Below are 17,571 nucleotides of genomic sequence, written 5' to 3'. Positions count from 1 at the left end.
GTGAGTCGAAATAAGAGCAGTTCCACCAGAACATCTGCGGGCAGACCGGAACAGGTCTTTCGGAATCGTCGAGAAGCAGGTCGCATGCTCGGGGAACTACTGACGGTTTACCGCGGCAACTCGGATGTCGTCGTCCTCGGCCTCGCACGCGGAGGCGTTCCCGTGGCATGGGAAGTAGCGGCAGCGCTGGACGCTCCTCTCGATGCGTTTGTCGTGCGCAAACTCGGCATCCCTGGGCATGACGAATATGCCATGGGAGCCCTCGCCAGCGGCGGGTCCGTGGTCCTCAACGACGACCTTCTCCGAGACCTCGCCATCTCCTCGGCGCAACTGAGCGAAGTCGTGGTCAAGGAAGGCCGCGAACTGGCACGACGCGAAGCCGTGTACCGGGAGAATCGGCCGCCACCCGAGGTCGCGGGCAAGACAGTGATTCTTGTCGACGACGGTCTCGCCACCGGCGCCAGCATCTTCGCCGCGGTCGACTCGATCCGTCGACAGGAGCCTGCGCGGATCGTCGTCGCGGTGCCAGCGGCACCAGAATCGACGTGCCGCGAACTCGGCGCAATGGTCGACGACATGGTGTGTGCGACCATGCCCTTTCCGTTCCGCGCGGTCGGCGCCTCGTTCTGGGATTTCAGCCAGGTGACGGACGAGGAAGTATGCACATTACTGCGCACCTCGACCCGCGGCAGGAACACAGATGGCGCCAGGATTCACGAATTCACCTCGGCTGCGGGAATTATTCGAATTGCCAGCGAAAGCGCGCCAAACGGTGTTCCCCCTCGTGACGCCCTACTCGATCTTGTCGGTGATGCACGCGTAGTGCTGATCGGCGAGAGTTCACACGGCACTCACGAGTTCTACGCTGCACGTGCCGAGATGACACGAATCCTGATCGAGGACAAGGGTTTCAATGCTGTCGCTGCAGAAGCCGACTGGCCGGATGCCTACCGAATCAACCGATATGCTCGCGGGCAGGGGCAGGACACTTCGGCGGAGCAGTCACTGCGCGGCTTCGAACGATTCCCTGCCTGGATGTGGCGCAATACGGAAGTACTCGACTTCGTTGCCTGGCTACGCGAGCACAACACGGCCAGCGCAGCAGTCGACGGTCACCAGGTGGGATTCTACGGACTCGATCTCTACAGCATGCACCGATCCATCCAGGAAGTGATCGAATACCTCGAACGCGTGGATCCGGATGCAGCACGACGCGCTCGTGATCGATATTCCTGTTTCGACCAGGTAGCAACAGAGGACGGTCAGTCCTACGGCTACGCAGCAGCTTTCGGCGCCGGCGAATCGTGTGAGACACAGGTCGTCGAACAGCTGAAAGATCTTCAGTGCCATGCCATCGACTACGTTGGCCAAGACGGCAGCGCCCCGGAGGACGAACAGTTCTATGCCGAGCGCAACGCGGCCACGGTGCGTGATGCAGAAGAGTACTACCGCACCATGTTCCGAGCCAGGGTCTCGTCATGGAACATGCGCGACCGCCACATGGTCGACACACTCGATGCACTGGTCAAGCACCTCGACATTGGGGCCGAAACGCCGTCGCGTGTGGTGGTGTGGGCCCACAACTCGCATGTCGGCGATGCCCGTGCCACCGAGGTGGGAGCGCACGGCGAGCTGACGGTCGGGCAACTGGTCCGCGAACGATATCCTGACACCTGTCGTCTGATCGGCTTCAGTACGTATGAAGGGACTGTCACTGCCGCCGGCGAATGGGGCGGACCGGCCGAACGCAAAGTTGTCCGCGCGGCCTTGCCCAGTAGCGTCGAGGAACTTTTCCACGAGGTCGGCAGAGGTTCATTCCTCATACGCACCCACCACGGACCTGCTGCCGACGCACTGCGGACTGCACGTCTGGAACGTGCTATCGGTGTGATCTACCGTCCCGAAACGGAAAGACAGAGCCACTACTTCCATGCCAGGTTGTCCGACCAATTCGACGCGGTGGTGCACGTAGATACGACAAGGGCCCTTGAACCGCTCGACCGCACAAGTTTGTGGATAGAAGGAGAACGGCCCGAAACCTATCCCTTTGCACTGTAACCCTTTACGCCGTGCCAGCCGGACATCTACCCCTGTCACTGACTCCATGCGAGAACTACTGCGATGATCGCGATGTCGACGGCGACGGCGACGGCGACGGCGAACGAGAGCCGGCGGGGAAAGAAGACAGGATTCGGGAGGTACTGCGGGCCCTGTTCCACGGATCTTCCGATACCCGATATCGAACGGTCCGAACCTGAGGTCGGTAACCACAGTGTGCGCAACACCGGGCAGATGTTTGTCGACTTCATGCGCGTTCGATCCCGACGAATACCGCGGTTCCGGACTCCTTCGCCGAGGCGCGCAACAGAATCCTTCCGACATCATCACCGCGAGGCCAGATTGGCGGTACACGGACGTACGCAATCGAGCTGCGGGGAGACCAGGGCACCGGCCTTCGTCCGGTATACCTCGGCGGGAGTGGTGAAGTACTCGTCGTGGCGCTGGTGGAAGTAGAACCGGCCCCGTATGGCGGTGGCGATCAGCATGACCATTCCGATCAGCGATAAGACACCCCACCGACGAGCAAGACTATTTTGTGCCGGTATTCACTTGAACCGCCTTCCGACAGGGCATTCCCACACGGTGTCCATCCGCTGGCAGCGAGATGCGATCGACCAGGGCCGCACGGTGATCACCGGCCACACCGCAATCGAGCGCCTCACCGGGGTACTCGGTCGCAACGGTCATGAGGACAGCAGTGAGGGAACTGGCAGAGAGGAGCCGCTGGTTTCCTACATTGCTAGAGATGCATCGGATACCCCTGAAAGCGAAGGCAGCGTACATGTTCGCCGAGGAAGGGGAACAAATGCGATCTCAGGACGGTATGCGAGTGGAAACGTAGTCAGTGATATTTGCCAGCGTGACTAGTGCGGCATAGTCGGACTCCGGAATATCGACTCCGAGCCTCGAGTGCAGTCTGACAAGGAAATTCAGCCAGTCCATCGAATCGAGGTCCACTTGACTTCGAAGCGATTGATCGCGGACGAGTTCGCTGTCGTCGATTTCGGGTGCGATGTCTTGCAGCGCCGCGATCACCGACGTCTCGATGTCGGATGCGTTCACGTTCAGCTCCTTTACAGATCTTGCGGATGTTGCAGCAGTTCACTGATTGCGGTCAGGAACTGAGCTCCGCGATGCCCGTCGGAAGCTCTGTGGTCGGCTGCGAGCGATGAGGTGACCACTTTGTGAACACACAGTTTTCCGTCATCAACCCACGGCCGCTCGGCGATCTGGCCGAATCCGACCAGCGCCACTTGCGGCGGGTATATGACTCCGAGGACTGCTTCGACGCTGCGTTCGCCCAGGTTCGTCACCGTCAGTGTCGGATCCGACATCTCGGAGCTGCGCATCGACCCGGCACGTGCGCGTGCCACCAAGTCTGTCAACTCGGTCATCAGTTGTCGGAGGGGTTTGTCAGCGGTGTCGTGAATGGCCGGGGCGACCAGACCTCCTTGACGCAGAGATATCGCAACACCCACGTGCACGGACTTGTGGGTTCGGAACTCGCCGTCCTGCCAGAACCCGTTCATCTCGGGGAAGCGTTGCGCTGCAAGTGCAACCGCCTTGAGTTGCAGCACAGCGGCCAACAGGCGCTCAGTCACCGGGCGACCGGTGTTTTCACGTTCGAGCCAAGCGGCAGCTGCTTCCAAGGGGATGTGGTCGGTCAAGTAGTAGTGCGGTATCTCGCGCTTGGACCGGCTCATCGATGCTGCGATTGCCCGGCGCATCTCCTTGGCCTTGTCTGCGGCAACGACCTCGGTCGGTTCCGAAGTCCTCGAATGCGCGGCATTGAGCACATCGTTCAGTGTTACTGACGAGAGCGGTCCTGTTCCCTCGAGTGAGGCGATGTCGATGCCGAGTTTCTCAGCTTCTCGGCGCGCCACCGGGGATACACGAATTCGTCGTTGCGGTTCCGCTTTGTCCTGCAATGGTTTCGGCTCCGGAGCCGTGTCGGGAGCGGACTCGCCTGGTGCGAGGAGCGTTGCCATGGCAGTCCCCACCGACACGGTCGTCCCGGGTTCGATCAGCAATTGATATATCGTTCCTTTCTGCCAGATTTCCACGTCCACTGCTGCTTTCACGGTGTCTACCGTTGCGACGGCTTGACCGCGTTCGACTTCCTCGCCCGGCTTGACCAGCCAGTCGGTGAGTGTGCCCTCCTCCATATCGGAGCCGAGGGAAGGCAGTACGAAATCAAACATGGGGGTTCCTCACGTCACCGATCACCTGTCACGTTCCGCGCCGTGGACACGATCGTCTCTATCTGCGGGATAGCAGCCTGCTCGAGGTGTTTCGGGTACGGCACGGGAACTTCCGCGCTGCATACTCGACGCGGTGGCGCGTCGAGTTCGTAGAACGCTGTCTCCACGATGCGAGTCATAACTTCAGATGCCAGACTTCCACTGCGCCAACCTTCGTCGACGACCACAGCTCGGTGAGTCTTGCTCACAGATGATGTGATTGCCTCGGTATCGAGTGGTCGTAGGACGCGGAGGTCGAGCACCTCGGCATCAAGGCCCTCCTCGGCGAGTGTGTCTGCTGCAGCCAAGGTCTTGGGCATGGACCCGCCGTAGCTGATCAAGGTGATGTCCTTGCCGACTCGACGAACCTTCGCGGAGTCGATATCGACGGGCTGCGGCCAGTCGATATCTGCGACACTGTTGTATAGCCCGACGTGCTCGAAGATGATCACCGGATCCGGATCCGCGAGGGCTTGGGCGAGCATGCCGCGGGCGTCGGTCACCGTTGCGGGAGCGAGCACACGAATCCCGGGGATGTGGGCATACCAATTCTCGAGACTGTGGGAGTGCTGGGCCGCAAGTTGTCGACCTGCACCGGTAGCCATCCGGATAACGACCGGCACCGAGAATTGTCCGCCGGACATGTGTCGTATCGACGCTGCTGTGTTCACGATCTGGTCAAGTGCCAGCAAGCTGAAATTGACCGTCATGATTTCGACGATCGGCCGCATCCCACCGATCGCCGCGCCGATCCCGACACCGACGAATCCCAATTCCGACAGTGGCGCGTCTCGGATACGGTCGGGTCCGAACTCGGCGAGCAGCCCTTTCGAGACTGCGTACGTGCCTCCGTAACGACCGATGTCCTCCCCCATCAGGAAGACACGGTCATCTGCCGACATCGCTTCGCGGATCGCCTCCCGCATCGCTTCGCGGTAACTTGTCTTCATCAGATCTCCTTCGCCGCATCCGCGGGAGTCAGGACATCTCGCAGGAGGTCCTCGGGTGACTCCCAGGTGCCGGCTTCAGCGAAAGCGACAGCGGCGTCCACTTCCGCTGCTACGGCATCGTCGATTCGAAGGAATTCCGTCTCGCTGAACAGGCCCAGCCCTTTCAGTCGAGCTGAGAATGTGTGGATCGGGCCACGTGCCTTCCACGCGTCGACTTCCGCTTTGTCTCGATACAGTTCCGGATCGAACATCGAGTGCGCGCGGAAGCGGTAAGTCTGAAACTCTACGAAGTGAGGCCCCCCAGTTGCCCGTACATGGGCCGCGCCCGCCCGCGCGGCTTCGAGGCTCGCAATGACATCCATTCCGTCGGCCCGCAGGGTCGGGACGTCGAAGGAAGCAGCCTTGACGCACAAATCTGTCTGGGACTCGGACCGTGCGAGTGCGGTACCCATGGCGTACAAGTTGTTCTCACAACAGAACAGCACCGGAAGTTGCCACAGGGATGCCAGATTCATCGATTCGTGGAAGGCTCCTTCGGCCATGGCTCCTTCTCCGAAAAAGCAAGCGGTAATGCTCTTTCGTCCCTGCATCTTGTCCGCCATCGCCAGCCCTACGGCAAGGGGGATGCCGCCGGCGACGATAGCGTTGCCACCGTAGAAATGTGTCTTCGCGTCGAACAGGTGCATGGAGCCGCCCCTGCCTCGCGAGCAGCCCTCGCGTTTTCCGAACATTTCCGCCATGATTGCGTTCATCGGCACCCCATGGATGAGTGCGTGGCCGTGTTCGCGATACGTGGCAACCACCGAATCTTCTGGCAGTAATGCGTGTAGTGCGCCAACTGCGACAGCTTCCTCGCCGACGTACAGGTGCAGGAACCCGCGAATCTTCCCCGCGCCGTACAGTTCTGCGGCCTTTTCTTCGAGTCGTCTGATACGGAGCATGTCGGTGAGAAGCTCGACTGCGAAGGCCTTGTCGTAAGCAAAGGTGTTCACAGTCATTCACCTTCGCTCGTCTGCGTCGACCTACTGTCGTCGCTCTCGAGCGTCGATGTGTCACCCTCCGGCAACCCGAGTTCTCTGGCCTTGAGCAACCGCCGCATGATCTTGCCGCTTCGTGTGTGGGGCAGCACGTCGACGAATTCGATTTCTTTGGGTGCGACCGCGGCTCCGAGCTTTGTTCGTGCATATCCGAGCAGTTCTCGACGGAGCGCGTCGTCGGGCTTCCACCCACTCTTGACCGCCACGAAGGCTTTCACAACCTCGCCGACGATCGCGTCCGGTTTTCCGATCACTCCTGCTTCGGCAACCGCCGGATGCTCGGTGAGGACGTTTTCTACCTCGAACGGGCCGATAAGGTGCCCTGCCGATTTGATGACGTCATCAGCGCGGCCGACGAACCAGAAGTAGCCGTCGGCATCGCGTTTGGCGAGATCACCGGTCAGGTACCATTCGCCGGAAAAGCACTTACGGTAGCGTTCGTCGTCGTGTAGATACCCGCGGAACATGGCCGGCCACCCACGTCGGAGGGTGAGTTCACCCTCGACGCCGGGTTCTTCGACGACGGAGACCGTGCCGTCCGCGGATCGGGTGACGATACCGGCGTCGACACCGGGTAGCGGACGCCCCATCGACCCTGGTTTGATGGCGAATCCTGGGGTGTTGGCGATCATGATTCCGCCGGTTTCTGTCTGCCACCAGTTGTCGTGAATCGGGTGGCCGAGTACGTCTCGGCCCCACAGCACTGCATCGGGGTTGAGGGGTTCGCCGACACTGGCGATGAATCTCAGTGTCGGGAAGGAAAATTCGCGCGCAAGATCCGATCCGTATTTCATCAACATACGAATGGCTGTGGGGGCGGTGTACCAGACCGTCACCTTCAACTGTTCAAGGATGCGGTACCACCGCTCGGCGTTGAACTCTTCGGTGTCTACGACGGACGTGACGCCGTGCAGTAGCGGGGTGATGACGCCGTACGACGTTCCGGTTACCCAGCCGGGGTCGGCGCTGCACCAGTACGTGTCGGTCGAGTGCAGATCAAGCGCGTAGCGCCCGGTCGCGAAATGTGTTGCGACAGCGCCGTGGACATGGATGGCGCCCTTGGGTGTTCCCGTGGTTCCGCTGGTGAAATGAAGCAGAGCGATGTCGTCAGCGGTGGTCGGTGTGATCTCTGCATCGTCGTCGACTTCCGACATCGCGGTGTGCAAGTCGATCGTTCCTGGAAGGTCGGTAGGTGTATCACTTGTACCGATCAACAGCACGTGGCGCAGCGTCGGGAGATCTGCGCGAATCTTCTCCACACGTTGGCGGTAGAGGCGTTCGGTGGTGACGAGGACCCTGGCGCCACCGAGCCTGATACGGGTTGCGAGGGGTTCCGGACCGAATGCGGAGAACATCGGTGAAACGATGCATCCGTTGCGTAGTGCGCCGAAGAACACGGTGTACAACTCCGAAATGCGTCCCATGTAAAGGAACACCGGATCACCTTTGTCGACCCCGAGTTTCCGGAGCACATTGGTGAAGGTCCTCGACCGTTTGGATAATTCACCGAAGCTGATATCACTCGTTGTCAAGTCAGTGGACTCGCCCGAGGGCCCGATGACGCGGAAGGCTGTCTCGTCCCGCAGTGGTCCGTCGGCATGCCTGTCGACGGCATAGTAGGCGATGTTGCATCCCCCAGGGGCCCAACCGAGTTCACGGTTGATCTCGGTCCAGGAAAAGCGTTTCCGTTCGCCTTCGTAGTCCATGAAGTTCGGTGGACGATCGACGTTGAGTGAACGGTCGATGATATCCATGGGTGGCCCCGTCGGTTCGGCGTAGTGCGTGTCGATCGTTTAGGTTCACTTCCAGCGTTGTCCGTGCACTGTCAGCCGGATAGGGGCTAAGGACCGTAGGGGGCCTCTGAAAAGTCGCTGGCCGATGTCTGCGCGGCCCCTAGGGAATCGGATGCTCGTACGGTGCGGGGCCGCGCTCGCGCGGGTCGCAGAATCTGCATCAGCGGCGGTACACACGCCACTGCCAAGCACCGTGTGTGCACATGTCGAGCGTCGGCGCTACCCAGACTGGAATTGTGGCCAAACTGATGGTCCGGGGATGCACCTGAGCTGTTGAGGTATCTCGGCGTCAGCGTCACGACTTCAGGGACCTGAACAATGTCGTGCCGTCGACACGAGGATACGGTTTCGACACGGTGAACGTCCTTCAAGCGCCACTCACCCACAAGAGACCAGATATCACCTCTCCCTGAGCCAGACCCCCATTACCTGGAACGACGAGAGCGTCGACCAACATGCGCCGAAGATGACTTTCTCCTCTGATGTCGATACAGCGCTCCTCTCAGGATGGAAGAGCAGCCCACCGGAAGTTCGACCGCTACCGAGTCCCGCCGACAGTCGGAGGCATCACGTGAATACCAATCCACCCATTGTCGTAGGCATCGATGGAACGCCACAGTCGGATGAGGCTGTGTGGTGGGGTGCACGCGAGGCGGAGCTACGCGAGGCCCCGCTGCTATTCATAACCGCGTTTCTCACCCCCACCACCTACGGAACCACGTTCAGCATTCCAAACGTCTTCTTCGACGACCACGAAGGCAGAGCAGAACAGAGGTTGGCGCAGGCAACAATACTCGCCCGAAAAGCCGTCGAGGGCCATCCGCTGAACATCCACTGCGAACTGCGCACCGACCTCACGATTCCCGCACTCCGCCGCGCATCGCAGGACGCCGCGATCCCGATAGTCGGATCTCACGCGCAGAAGGAATCCGTTGGCAGCATCGTCAGCTCGGCGCTAGCTGTTCACTCATTGTGCCCCTTCATTATTGCCAGAGGATTGACTCAGACCCCGGCCAACCACTCTCGGCGCCCGATACTGCTGGGTGTCGACGGAACCGAGCACAGTCGACCTGCCATCACAGCAGCATTCGCGGAAGCATCTCTGCGCGGTGTCGACCTCCTCGCAGTGCACGCCTGGTCCGACATCACCATCGCTGTGGTATTCCCAACATTCCGCGATGCCGACTGGATCGATCACCAAAAACGATCAACGAAACCGTCTCGAGGAAAATCTCCGAGAATTCCGAGACCTGTATCCCGAGGTAACAGTGCGTCCGCTTTTGGCCAAGGACCAGCCGGGCAAGTGCCTGATCGAGTACTCCCGGCGCGCGCAGTTGGTGGTGGTGGGCCGACGAGGCCGCGGCGGATTCAACGGCATGCTCCTCGGAAACACTTGCCGTGAAGTCATCCACGCCGCCCAATGTCCAGTGATGATCGCCAACAGCGGCCGATGACATGACTGCCTATAGCAAGCGCCGTCGTTTCCACGCTGGGCGGAGAGCCCTCGAAGCGATCCATATCGACGGACCGGTATGCCAGCGCCCGCCGTGCTGTCACCTCGTGGTCGGAGTCGACGCACACCCTGGCATTCATCCTGCACTGGCGTTCGCGATCGGCTTCGCTCGGCAACTCAACGCTGAACTGCACGTGGTCCACAGCATCGATCTCGCCGACTACCCCATCGAACCCGACTCGCCACGCTACGAACACGAGTTCGCCGAGACACTCGAATCCGAACGCGCTCGAACATGCGCCACACTCGCATCGTTTGGCGGTCCCTGGTCCTACGAGCTCTCACCGGAGGATCCCGTGAGACTGCTGACAGCCACCGCAAACGCATGCGACGCGGTGATGATTGTCATCGGAACACCACGGAGAGGGATCACTTCGATCATCGAACGCATATCCGGTGAGTCTGTCTTAGCCCACCTGATCCACCACACCCATCGTCCGCTGCTGATGATCCCGGACAGTGCGGCATTTCCCGGCCAGCCCGCCAGCCCACCGGCGTCAGCCCCATGACGTGTCATCCACTCCTGCGGCGACAAACAGTGACGCATCCCGTTATGAATCAGTGAATCTGATTCATAACAACAGTTTCTCCGGTTTCCAGAGGAACCGATTTCGCCGTTTCTGCCGGGCGGCGCGTGCGACGCGGCCTGGTCAGGCCGCGCTGACGGTTTGGCTCGACGCCGGTGGGCGCTCGGTTCCGCTAGCCGCCGTCGAGGGGTTACCGGCGGGTAGTTCCTTCACATCTGTTGTCTCGCAATGCCGCACGGCCGCATTGATTCCCATAACCCCACACCACCACGCTTCACGTTTCTCGGATTCGGTCCACACCACTAGATCGACGTCACGTGAATCTATGTCACTCTCCTTAAACCATCTCGTGTGGTACCCAGTTCGCATCAAGCGAAACGGTGCCTAAGGCGAAGACGAGATGCTGAGCCGACTACTCCAGCGATTGCTCCACGTTTGCTGTGCGGCGACTGCGGAACGTGTCAGGGAGCGGTCTCGACGCCGGATCGCTGGTCCTTAACGATGATTCTTCCGTGACGCCATAGTCGCCTCGCCATCTTCTCCTCAGGTATCGGCGGGCCGTCGTACAGGGCGGCGCCTGCGGTCACACCCGCTCCCACTGCGACGAGCACTGTGCGTGCACGTGTCGAACGTCCGCGTTCTTCCCTCTCCAAAGCTGCGATCAGTGCAGCGGTGTGCATGTGCTCGTCGTCAGCCACGGTGACGCGCGACTCCGGCATTCCCAGCTTTGCTGCCAGTGCGGCCCGAAACCCAGGGCGGGCGGGCGCGGCCACGACGGAATCGACCTCTGCCAGTTCCAGTTTCGCCTCCTGCAGACATGTGGCGACTGCTTCGTAACCCGCCGCAGCGTAGTCCTCGTCGAGCGAACTTGACTCATGGAAACGCAACACATTCCGGTTGTCGTTCTGACCAACCGTCGCCCGGAACGAGTCCCCTCCATCGATACGATTCACCCAATGCACCTGGCCGAGCCCATAGTGATCATCGGTCCAGCAGCACAACGCCGCTCCCCCCACTGCCGAGAAGGGAAACCTCTCGCTGAGCCCGTGCCCCGGGTCGGCATCACTGGCGACGATGAGTGCGCGTTCGATCACACGGGAACGAAGAAATCCGTCAACAATCTGCAGCGCGGTCAACACGCCACAGGTACCGTTCGCGACATCGAAGGAGAACGTTCCATGGTCGCCGGTGTGCGGATCCTCTGGATGGGCGCCGATGTCGTCTTGAATGAGAGCGGCAAGGGCCGGTTCACCGAGATTTCGGTCGCGATACAGACCTGCGTTCAGGAGGAGATCGAGGTCGTCGGGGCGACATCCGGCCTTGTCGAGGCAGGACCGCGCCGCCGCTGACGCGAGGTGAAGTGCACTGTGCCGACTCCGCCATCCACCCCGGGTGAGGGACAACTGCTCAATGATCGTTCCCATAGCGCGCCACCAGTTCTCCGTCGATTTCCACTAGAACTACCCCGATCTCCAACCCAGAGGCCAAGGAGATCAACGCGACAGTCTCTCCCGGCTGGATACGGCCGGCCTCGAGTTCCTCGACCAACGCCACCGTGTGAGTTGTCGACGCTGTGTTCCCGTATCGGTCGACTGTGATGACCGCGTCATGCCGCGGACTGTCTCCGAACGACGCCTCCATCTGAGCCATACCCTTCTTGATTGCCCGCGCGGAAGTCTGATGAGTGATCACATGGTCGATGTCGTGTATCGACAGCTCGAGTGAGTCGAGTACCTCATGTAGGAGCAGCGGGGTGTCGGCGATGGCTGCCTTCTGAATCGCGCGCGAATTGGTAAACATGCGAGCGCCCGGAGCACCGCCCTTCGGGTAAGCGAGACATAAACGGCTGTAATCGGCCACGGTGGTGAATCCGGCAAGTCGGATCCCGGCGGCACCGGCGGGCGCCCGTTCGAGGACAAGCGCTGCGCCCGCATCGCCCAATGTCAACGAGGCCAACTCTTTACTCATGATGTTGTGGATATGCTGCGCGGCATTGCGGCCGAGTTGGGAAATATATTCACCACTCACGATCAAAGCCCGCTCGACGACACCCTGGCGTATCCAGTTGTTGGCCACCATGACACCGGTGAGCATCCCTGCGCATGCATTTGAAAGATCGAACGTCATGGTCTTGTTCGCTCCGAGAGCCCGCGCGACGACACCGCTCATCGTGGGTTCAATCCATTGAGTGAGACCATCACGAAACTTGGTGATGCTGCAGCTGATCACTACGTCTATCGACTCAATCGAACGGCCCGACTTCTCCAAGGCATCCCGTGCGGCCGCGGTTGCAAGGGTGTAGGAATCCTCATCACCCACACTGACGCGGCGCTCGTGAATCCCGGTCAAACGTTCGAGATCGATATGGGTCGAATGCCGTGTTGTCGTCATCAATTCGTCGGTCGTGAGCCGTGTGACGGGAAGGTGCCGACCTGCCCCCGCGATCCGCGTCCGGTAAGGCTCTCGGATGTCATTGCCTTCAGCGTCCGTCACCAGCCAGTGCTTGACCATTTCGCTCTATTCCTCGGTTCGTCTTGCGCCGTACTTTCTGCCACTGGGCATCGCATCGTGTTGACATTCAGCAGTATTCGCGCGGTGACCACCCTGGACTTCTCGCCTGCTTCCGCGCTGAGCGGCAACGTCGACCTCAATCCGCTACGAGACGGGACGTGCCAGCGTTCGGCTAATTCATTGCACTGCTCGAATTACATTGCAAATCATATGAATTGACTAGTCACATCATCGGCATCATGTGCATGGGCGGAAGTACGCCCAAACTGTGAAGACACATCATGAAGGTGTGACACATCTGCATCGCGTTCACTGCGATCACTCCTTTCGTTACGCCCTGTGGAGTCACTCAGGGAGATGATTGTGTCCTGAGAACGGTCAGGCGGTTCTTGTACTCGTCTTCGTCGATCTCTCCACGTGCGAACCGCTCGGCAAGCATCGTCTCCGTACTGTGGCGCGGTAGGGATCCAGGTGGAGGATCCGCGGATCCATGTCCGACATAACGAATCAACAGAAAGATTCCGACGATCAACAAACTCCAAAACAGCGCCATACCTATGAACATCAGTGCGTAATCCCAACCCCAACTACTGAGATGGTGGTTATACATCACAGCGAGGCCTCCTGCATTCTCCCTTCGGCAATGAACACGCCCGGTCTCGCAGCGCCCCACGCCTCTTCTCCTATCGTGCGCTCTTTCCCGATCGGCCCACAGGGTCTTTCTACTCGTCTTGACAGGCGGCCCGAGTTCTCGATCAACATGCCGGAAGTCCTTGCCATGAGAGTTCTTCGGCCCTACCTGTCCGGATGTCCGGGGCGGGATTCTCAGGGTCAAGTGCGTTCCGGCAACTCCTGGGAGGCCTGATGCCATGGTCACGCGCAGTTCTCCCTGCGCTAACAGGGAATCCCGCAGCTGTATTCGGTGTTGCACATAGCGAGGTAGCAGCCAACGACCTCCGATCGAATGAGAAGTACACATCATGACAAGTCCCCGTGAGGTCGAGAGCATCCGCCCGACTCTGATCCCGGTGCCGATGCGTTCCGAGCTTTCCGGGCAACGCGTTATGCTCGTCGATCCTCGTTTCGGTCAGCTGGCCGGGCAGTTCTTCCGACTCTTCGAGCGGCCCTCGAGCGGTGGCGGCGCTCTTGCGGTCTACTTCGGCGGCGAGCCAGTTGTCGACATCTGGTCTGGGTGGGCGACCCGTGACACGCGCTGGCAACCAGAGACAGTATCCATGTCCTTCTCCACCGGAAAAGGTGTTGCGAGTACGGTTCTGCACCGTGTCGCAGAACGCGGGATGATCGAATACGACACACCTGTCGCCGAATACTGGCCCGAGTTCGCGAGTGCTGGCAAGGACGCCGTCACGGTACGGCAACTGTTGACTCACCAAGCCGGATTACATCGTGTACGTGGCCTGGTTCCGGGACAGTTGGCTCTGCTCGATCACGACAGCATTGTCAGCGCTCTCGCGTCGGCTACACCAGACCGACGAGGCCTCACTACGCCCGGATATCACGCAGTCACCTTCGGTTCCCTCGTCGCAGAACTTACAAGCCGGGCAACCGGTACATCGTTCACCGATCTTGTCCGCACCGAAATCGCGGAACCCCTGGGAATCGACGAGTTCTGGTTCCAGGTACCCGAGGATCAACGCCATCGAATTGCGAAACTCTTCCCCCAGATCAACCCCTTCAAGATGCCATGGGACACCGCTTCCTCCACGCTGGCACGGATGCCGGCATTCCGAAATATCGCCGATGCAGGTATGCCGGAGGGATTCGACAAACTGGTCCACAATCCTTCCATCCACGATTACGTCATGCCCGGATGGAACGGCGTTTTCAGTGCACGCGCCCTCGCCCGCATGTACGCAGCACTCGCGAACCGAGGTGTCGTGGGAGGTAACCGGTTCCTAGGGGAAGAGACCCTCGAACAACTCGGTGAGGTGCAGACAATTGCACGTGACTACGTCCTTGGAATCCGGATGAACTGGCGACTCGGCTATCACTCGGCGTTCGTTGCCCACCGCAATCAATCGCCACATGCCTTCGGGCACTACGGACTGGGCGGATCGGGCGCATTCGCCGACCCGGAAACCGGCCTGGCACTAGCCTTCGTCACAAACAGAATGGGTGGCGCTCTCACACCGTTCGTTGACCTGAGATTGGCCAGATTGGGTGCCCAAGCGGAAGCGATCGCCCACTCTTTGTGATGTGAACCCGATCGATTCAACTCCATGTTCCTACGACCATCCTCTCCCGAATGGAACGCTCCGGAACACGGTGACGGCAGCCTTCTCTCCTGCATCGACAAGGTTCCGTGATAGACGAACCTTGTGGCCTACTAGGGGGCGACCGATGATCTGAGTACGACATGCGACAATGGGGGCTGAAGAACGTCCTCCATTGCGTCGAGCGGCACAGGTTCGTCAACGAGAGTTGCCCACGGATATTTCTCACTCGTTGCGGCGAGGAACGCAACTGCCTGACCGAGATGCCGCGGTTCGTAATTGTGCACACCAGTGATGGTCAGCCACCGACGAACAACATCCTCCGGGTCCACTGCAACGGCAGGGCCCGGGCTGACTGATCCGGCGAGTACAAGACGACCTCCGAGGTCGAGGCGTTGCAGGGCGGCGTTCACTGCAGCCGGGGCACCGGAGAAGTCAATTGCGATGTCGGCAAGTAATCGGTCATCATCGTCGGAGGCACCGAACTGATGAGATTGACTTTGCCGCAACGGATTCGGATCGACCATCTGCACTACGGCACCGGCCTCCGTTGCAGCAGCGGCAGCCGTGACACCAAGCATCCCAGCCCCGTAGATCAGTACTCGTTTGTCAGTGAGATCCCCCGCCGCTTCGAGCGCTGCCATCACGGTCGCGGTTGCACACGCTGCCGGTGCGGCCACCGCGTCGGGCAATGAATCGGGAACCAGCGAGATCGCGGTCCCGCTCGGCAGAACGATATGTGCGGCGTACGACCCACTCAATGTCCATGGCCCTAGCGCTGATTCGTGCCCAACTTTGCGCACGTTCACGCATTTGGCGGTGAAACCCTTGGCGCAGCGTGGGCAGCGATGGCACGGGACCGTCACCGACCACACGACTCGGTCACCGACAGCGAGTGGGCGCACGCACTCCCCCACAACCTCAGGGTTTACGCCACGACCGATGGCGACTACTCGCCCGACGGCTTCGTGCCCGAGGATCGACGGACACGGCGCGTCGCGGCGTCCGGACACAGTGTGCAGGTCGCTGCCACATACCGTGGCGAGGCTGACACGAACGAGGACCTCCCCCGGACCCAGTTCGGGAATCTCCAGTTCCCGGATGTCGACGCCATCGCGTGTCCATACGGCTGCCCGCGTCAAACGAGGAGTGATCTGATCCATCCGGAAATCCTTTCCACGATGTAGACGATGACAAAAATGACGATGACGATCGCACCGGCGATCTGGAAGTTCAGAGTGCGAATCGACTCGAACAGCAGGAATCCCACGCCGCCGGCGCCAACGATGCCCAAGACGGTCGACGTGCGGATGTTGACGTCGAGTAGATACAGACTGGATCCGACAATCGAAGGAATAGATTGTGGCAGAACAGCACTGAAGATTCGGTTCCACCAACCGCCACCCACCGAGGTCACTGCGTCGAGCGGCCCCGGGTCGATCTCCTCGACAGCGTCGGCAACAAGTTTGCCCAGAAATCCCACCGAGCCGATCGCCAGGGCGCACGTACCCGCCACCGGGCCAAGCCCGACAGCTGCAACGAATACGACGGCGAGAATGAGTTCTGGTACGGCACGCACCACGACGATCCACGCCCTCGCGAGCCAATAAAGCACAGGATGCGGCGTCGCATTGGCAGCAGCCAGGATTCCGACCGGGATCGAAAGTCCGACGCCGATAGCCGTGGATACGACGCCGATTGCGACAGTCTGGACGGTGGCGTCGAGCAGTTCGGCACCGAGCGAGGAGAAATCGGGCGGCACCATGCGCCCGAAGACCTCCACGGAAGGCCCAACCCACGTCAACAGCGCTCGGGGGTCGATGTCGAGTACGACAAACGAGGCGATGCAGGAGGCAATTAACAGCGTCGATGCACCCATACGCATCGCTCGATCACGTCGGGGTCCACCGATCGACGGGACTAGCAGCGTGCGCCGTACAGCGATCGCAACCAATTCCATCGCGGCGATGATGGCCAGAATGACGAGCACAATCCCCAGGGCGCGCGGGTAGATCAGTCCGCGCAACGCATCTTGTAGCGCAAACCCGATTCCGCCGGCACCGACAAATCCGAGAACCACCGACATGCGCAGGTTGATGTCGATGCGGTAGACGAACGCGCCGATCCAAGCGGGAACAACCTGGGGTACAACAGCATTGATCATTTCACGCAGGTATCCGGCGCCGGTGGCTCGGATCGCTTCCCGCGGTCCGCTGTCGGTTTGCTCGATGGCATCGGCAAACAACTTGCCGAGCATGCCGATCGAATGCAGCGCCAGCGCAAGAATCCCGGGGAGGACACCGATGCCCAGTGCTCGGACGAACAGCACTGCGAACAGTAGGTCGGGCATGGCCCGACAGAACGTGATGACGGCCCGCGCGACGCTGTACACCCACGGATGCGGAGTCGTATTGCGCGCAGCGAGGAAAGCCAAGGGAATGGAAGCGATCGCGGCCAGGACAGTACCAAGCACGGCCATCAGCAGCGTGTCGAAGGCGAGCGAGACGATACGCCCGGTGTCGTCCACGCGGGGCGGGAGCATGCGTCCGAGTAGGCGCTGAACATCTTCGAGGCCGTCGATCAGTGTCGCGGGTGCAAAGTTGATGTACTGCGCCGACAGAAGCGTCGCAACCACTGCAGCCACACTCAACGCGGGTAGTAGCCAACGTCTATTTCGCGTAACTGTCTGCGGGGAATCAGTTTTC

At 60.4% G+C, this 17,571-nt stretch carries 15 protein-coding genes; 4 read left to right on the top strand and 11 right to left on the bottom strand.

Going from position 1 to position 17,571, the window contains the following annotated elements; genetic code table 11:
* Entirely contained in the window at positions 1-2,058 is a 2,058-nt protein-coding gene (locus FEZ60_RS02485; protein ID WP_084702784.1) for an erythromycin esterase family protein, read from the top strand.
* Positions 2,059-2,093: 35 nt separating this feature from the next.
* Here the strand turns inward: FEZ60_RS02485 and FEZ60_RS02480 are convergent, their stop codons facing one another.
* The 6 genes from FEZ60_RS02480 to acsA form a co-directional block, all read right to left on the bottom strand.
* Positions 2,094-2,309 carry a hypothetical protein gene (locus FEZ60_RS02480; protein ID WP_045067613.1) on the bottom strand — a complete coding sequence of 72 codons (216 nt, stop codon included), beginning with the start codon at positions 2,307-2,309 and terminating at the stop codon, positions 2,094-2,096.
* A gap of 565 nt (positions 2,310-2,874) precedes the next feature.
* Entirely contained in the window at positions 2,875-3,123 is a 249-nt protein-coding gene (locus FEZ60_RS02475) for an acyl carrier protein (protein ID WP_045067611.1), read from the bottom strand.
* A gap of 11 nt (positions 3,124-3,134) precedes the next feature.
* Positions 3,135-4,262 carry a dihydrolipoamide acetyltransferase family protein gene (locus tag FEZ60_RS02470; protein WP_045067610.1) on the bottom strand — a complete coding sequence of 376 codons (1,128 nt, stop codon included), beginning with the start codon at positions 4,260-4,262 and terminating at the stop codon, positions 3,135-3,137.
* Positions 4,263-4,276: 14 nt separating this feature from the next.
* Complete coding sequence (locus FEZ60_RS02465) at positions 4,277-5,251, bottom strand: alpha-ketoacid dehydrogenase subunit beta (protein ID WP_045067609.1); 975 nt, start codon at positions 5,249-5,251, stop codon at positions 4,277-4,279.
* Positions 5,251-6,192 (bottom strand): pyruvate dehydrogenase (acetyl-transferring) E1 component subunit alpha, encoded by a 942-nt coding sequence (gene pdhA, locus FEZ60_RS02460; protein WP_239654752.1) that lies wholly within the window; start codon positions 6,190-6,192, stop codon positions 5,251-5,253. Before pdhA ends, FEZ60_RS02465 begins: the two co-directional genes overlap by 1 nt.
* Before the next feature lie 53 nt (positions 6,193-6,245).
* Complete coding sequence (gene acsA / locus FEZ60_RS02455) at positions 6,246-8,042, bottom strand: acetate--CoA ligase (protein WP_172935454.1); 1,797 nt, start codon at positions 8,040-8,042, stop codon at positions 6,246-6,248.
* A gap of 1,217 nt (positions 8,043-9,259) precedes the next feature.
* Here acsA and FEZ60_RS32345 point away from each other — a divergent pair.
* A complete protein-coding gene (locus FEZ60_RS32345; RefSeq protein ID WP_084702782.1) occupies positions 9,260-9,535 on the top strand; it encodes a universal stress protein in 276 nt (91 codons plus the stop codon).
* Position 9,536: 1 nt separating this feature from the next.
* Positions 9,537-10,103, top strand: coding sequence for a universal stress protein (locus FEZ60_RS02445; RefSeq protein ID WP_045067605.1), 567 nt, complete (start codon positions 9,537-9,539; stop codon positions 10,101-10,103).
* Positions 10,104-10,582: 479 nt separating this feature from the next.
* Here FEZ60_RS02445 and FEZ60_RS02440 read toward each other — a convergent pair whose 3' ends face one another.
* From FEZ60_RS02440 to FEZ60_RS32340, 3 genes are all read right to left on the bottom strand, one after another.
* Positions 10,583-11,545 carry a 3-oxoacyl-[acyl-carrier-protein] synthase III C-terminal domain-containing protein gene (locus FEZ60_RS02440; protein ID WP_116104399.1) on the bottom strand — a complete coding sequence of 321 codons (963 nt, stop codon included), beginning with the start codon at positions 11,543-11,545 and terminating at the stop codon, positions 10,583-10,585.
* On the bottom strand, positions 11,529-12,632 hold the full coding sequence (locus FEZ60_RS02435; protein ID WP_045067604.1) for a 3-oxoacyl-[acyl-carrier-protein] synthase III C-terminal domain-containing protein: 1,104 nt from the start codon (positions 12,630-12,632) through the stop codon (positions 11,529-11,531). Before FEZ60_RS02435 ends, FEZ60_RS02440 begins: the two co-directional genes overlap by 17 nt.
* A 349-nt stretch (positions 12,633-12,981) precedes the next feature.
* Positions 12,982-13,242 (bottom strand): hypothetical protein, encoded by a 261-nt coding sequence (locus tag FEZ60_RS32340; RefSeq protein ID WP_242484367.1) that lies wholly within the window; start codon positions 13,240-13,242, stop codon positions 12,982-12,984.
* Positions 13,243-13,666: 424 nt separating this feature from the next.
* Between FEZ60_RS32340 and FEZ60_RS02430 the strand changes: the two genes are divergently transcribed.
* Positions 13,667-14,848 (top strand): serine hydrolase domain-containing protein, encoded by a 1,182-nt coding sequence (locus FEZ60_RS02430; RefSeq protein WP_045068019.1) that lies wholly within the window; start codon positions 13,667-13,669, stop codon positions 14,846-14,848.
* A 131-nt stretch (positions 14,849-14,979) separates the two neighbouring features.
* On the opposite strand, the gene FEZ60_RS02425 is transcribed toward FEZ60_RS02430, so the two are convergent.
* Both FEZ60_RS02425 and phnE read right to left on the bottom strand, forming a co-directional pair.
* Entirely contained in the window at positions 14,980-16,029 is a 1,050-nt protein-coding gene (locus tag FEZ60_RS02425) for a zinc-binding dehydrogenase (protein ID WP_172935452.1), read from the bottom strand.
* Positions 16,005-17,516 (bottom strand): phosphonate ABC transporter, permease protein PhnE, encoded by a 1,512-nt coding sequence (gene phnE, locus FEZ60_RS02420; protein WP_202025679.1) that lies wholly within the window; start codon positions 17,514-17,516, stop codon positions 16,005-16,007. The genes FEZ60_RS02425 and phnE overlap by 25 nt, the downstream gene beginning before the upstream one ends.
* Positions 17,517-17,571: the final 55 nt, after the last annotated feature.

This window comes from Rhodococcus sp. MS16 (genome assembly GCF_013277795.1).
GTDB classification, from domain to species: Bacteria; Actinomycetota; Actinomycetes; order Mycobacteriales; family Mycobacteriaceae; genus Rhodococcus_F; species Rhodococcus_F globerula.
The sequence above is the reverse complement of the archived record's forward strand: the minus strand, read 5'-3'. Positions and strand labels throughout refer to the sequence as shown.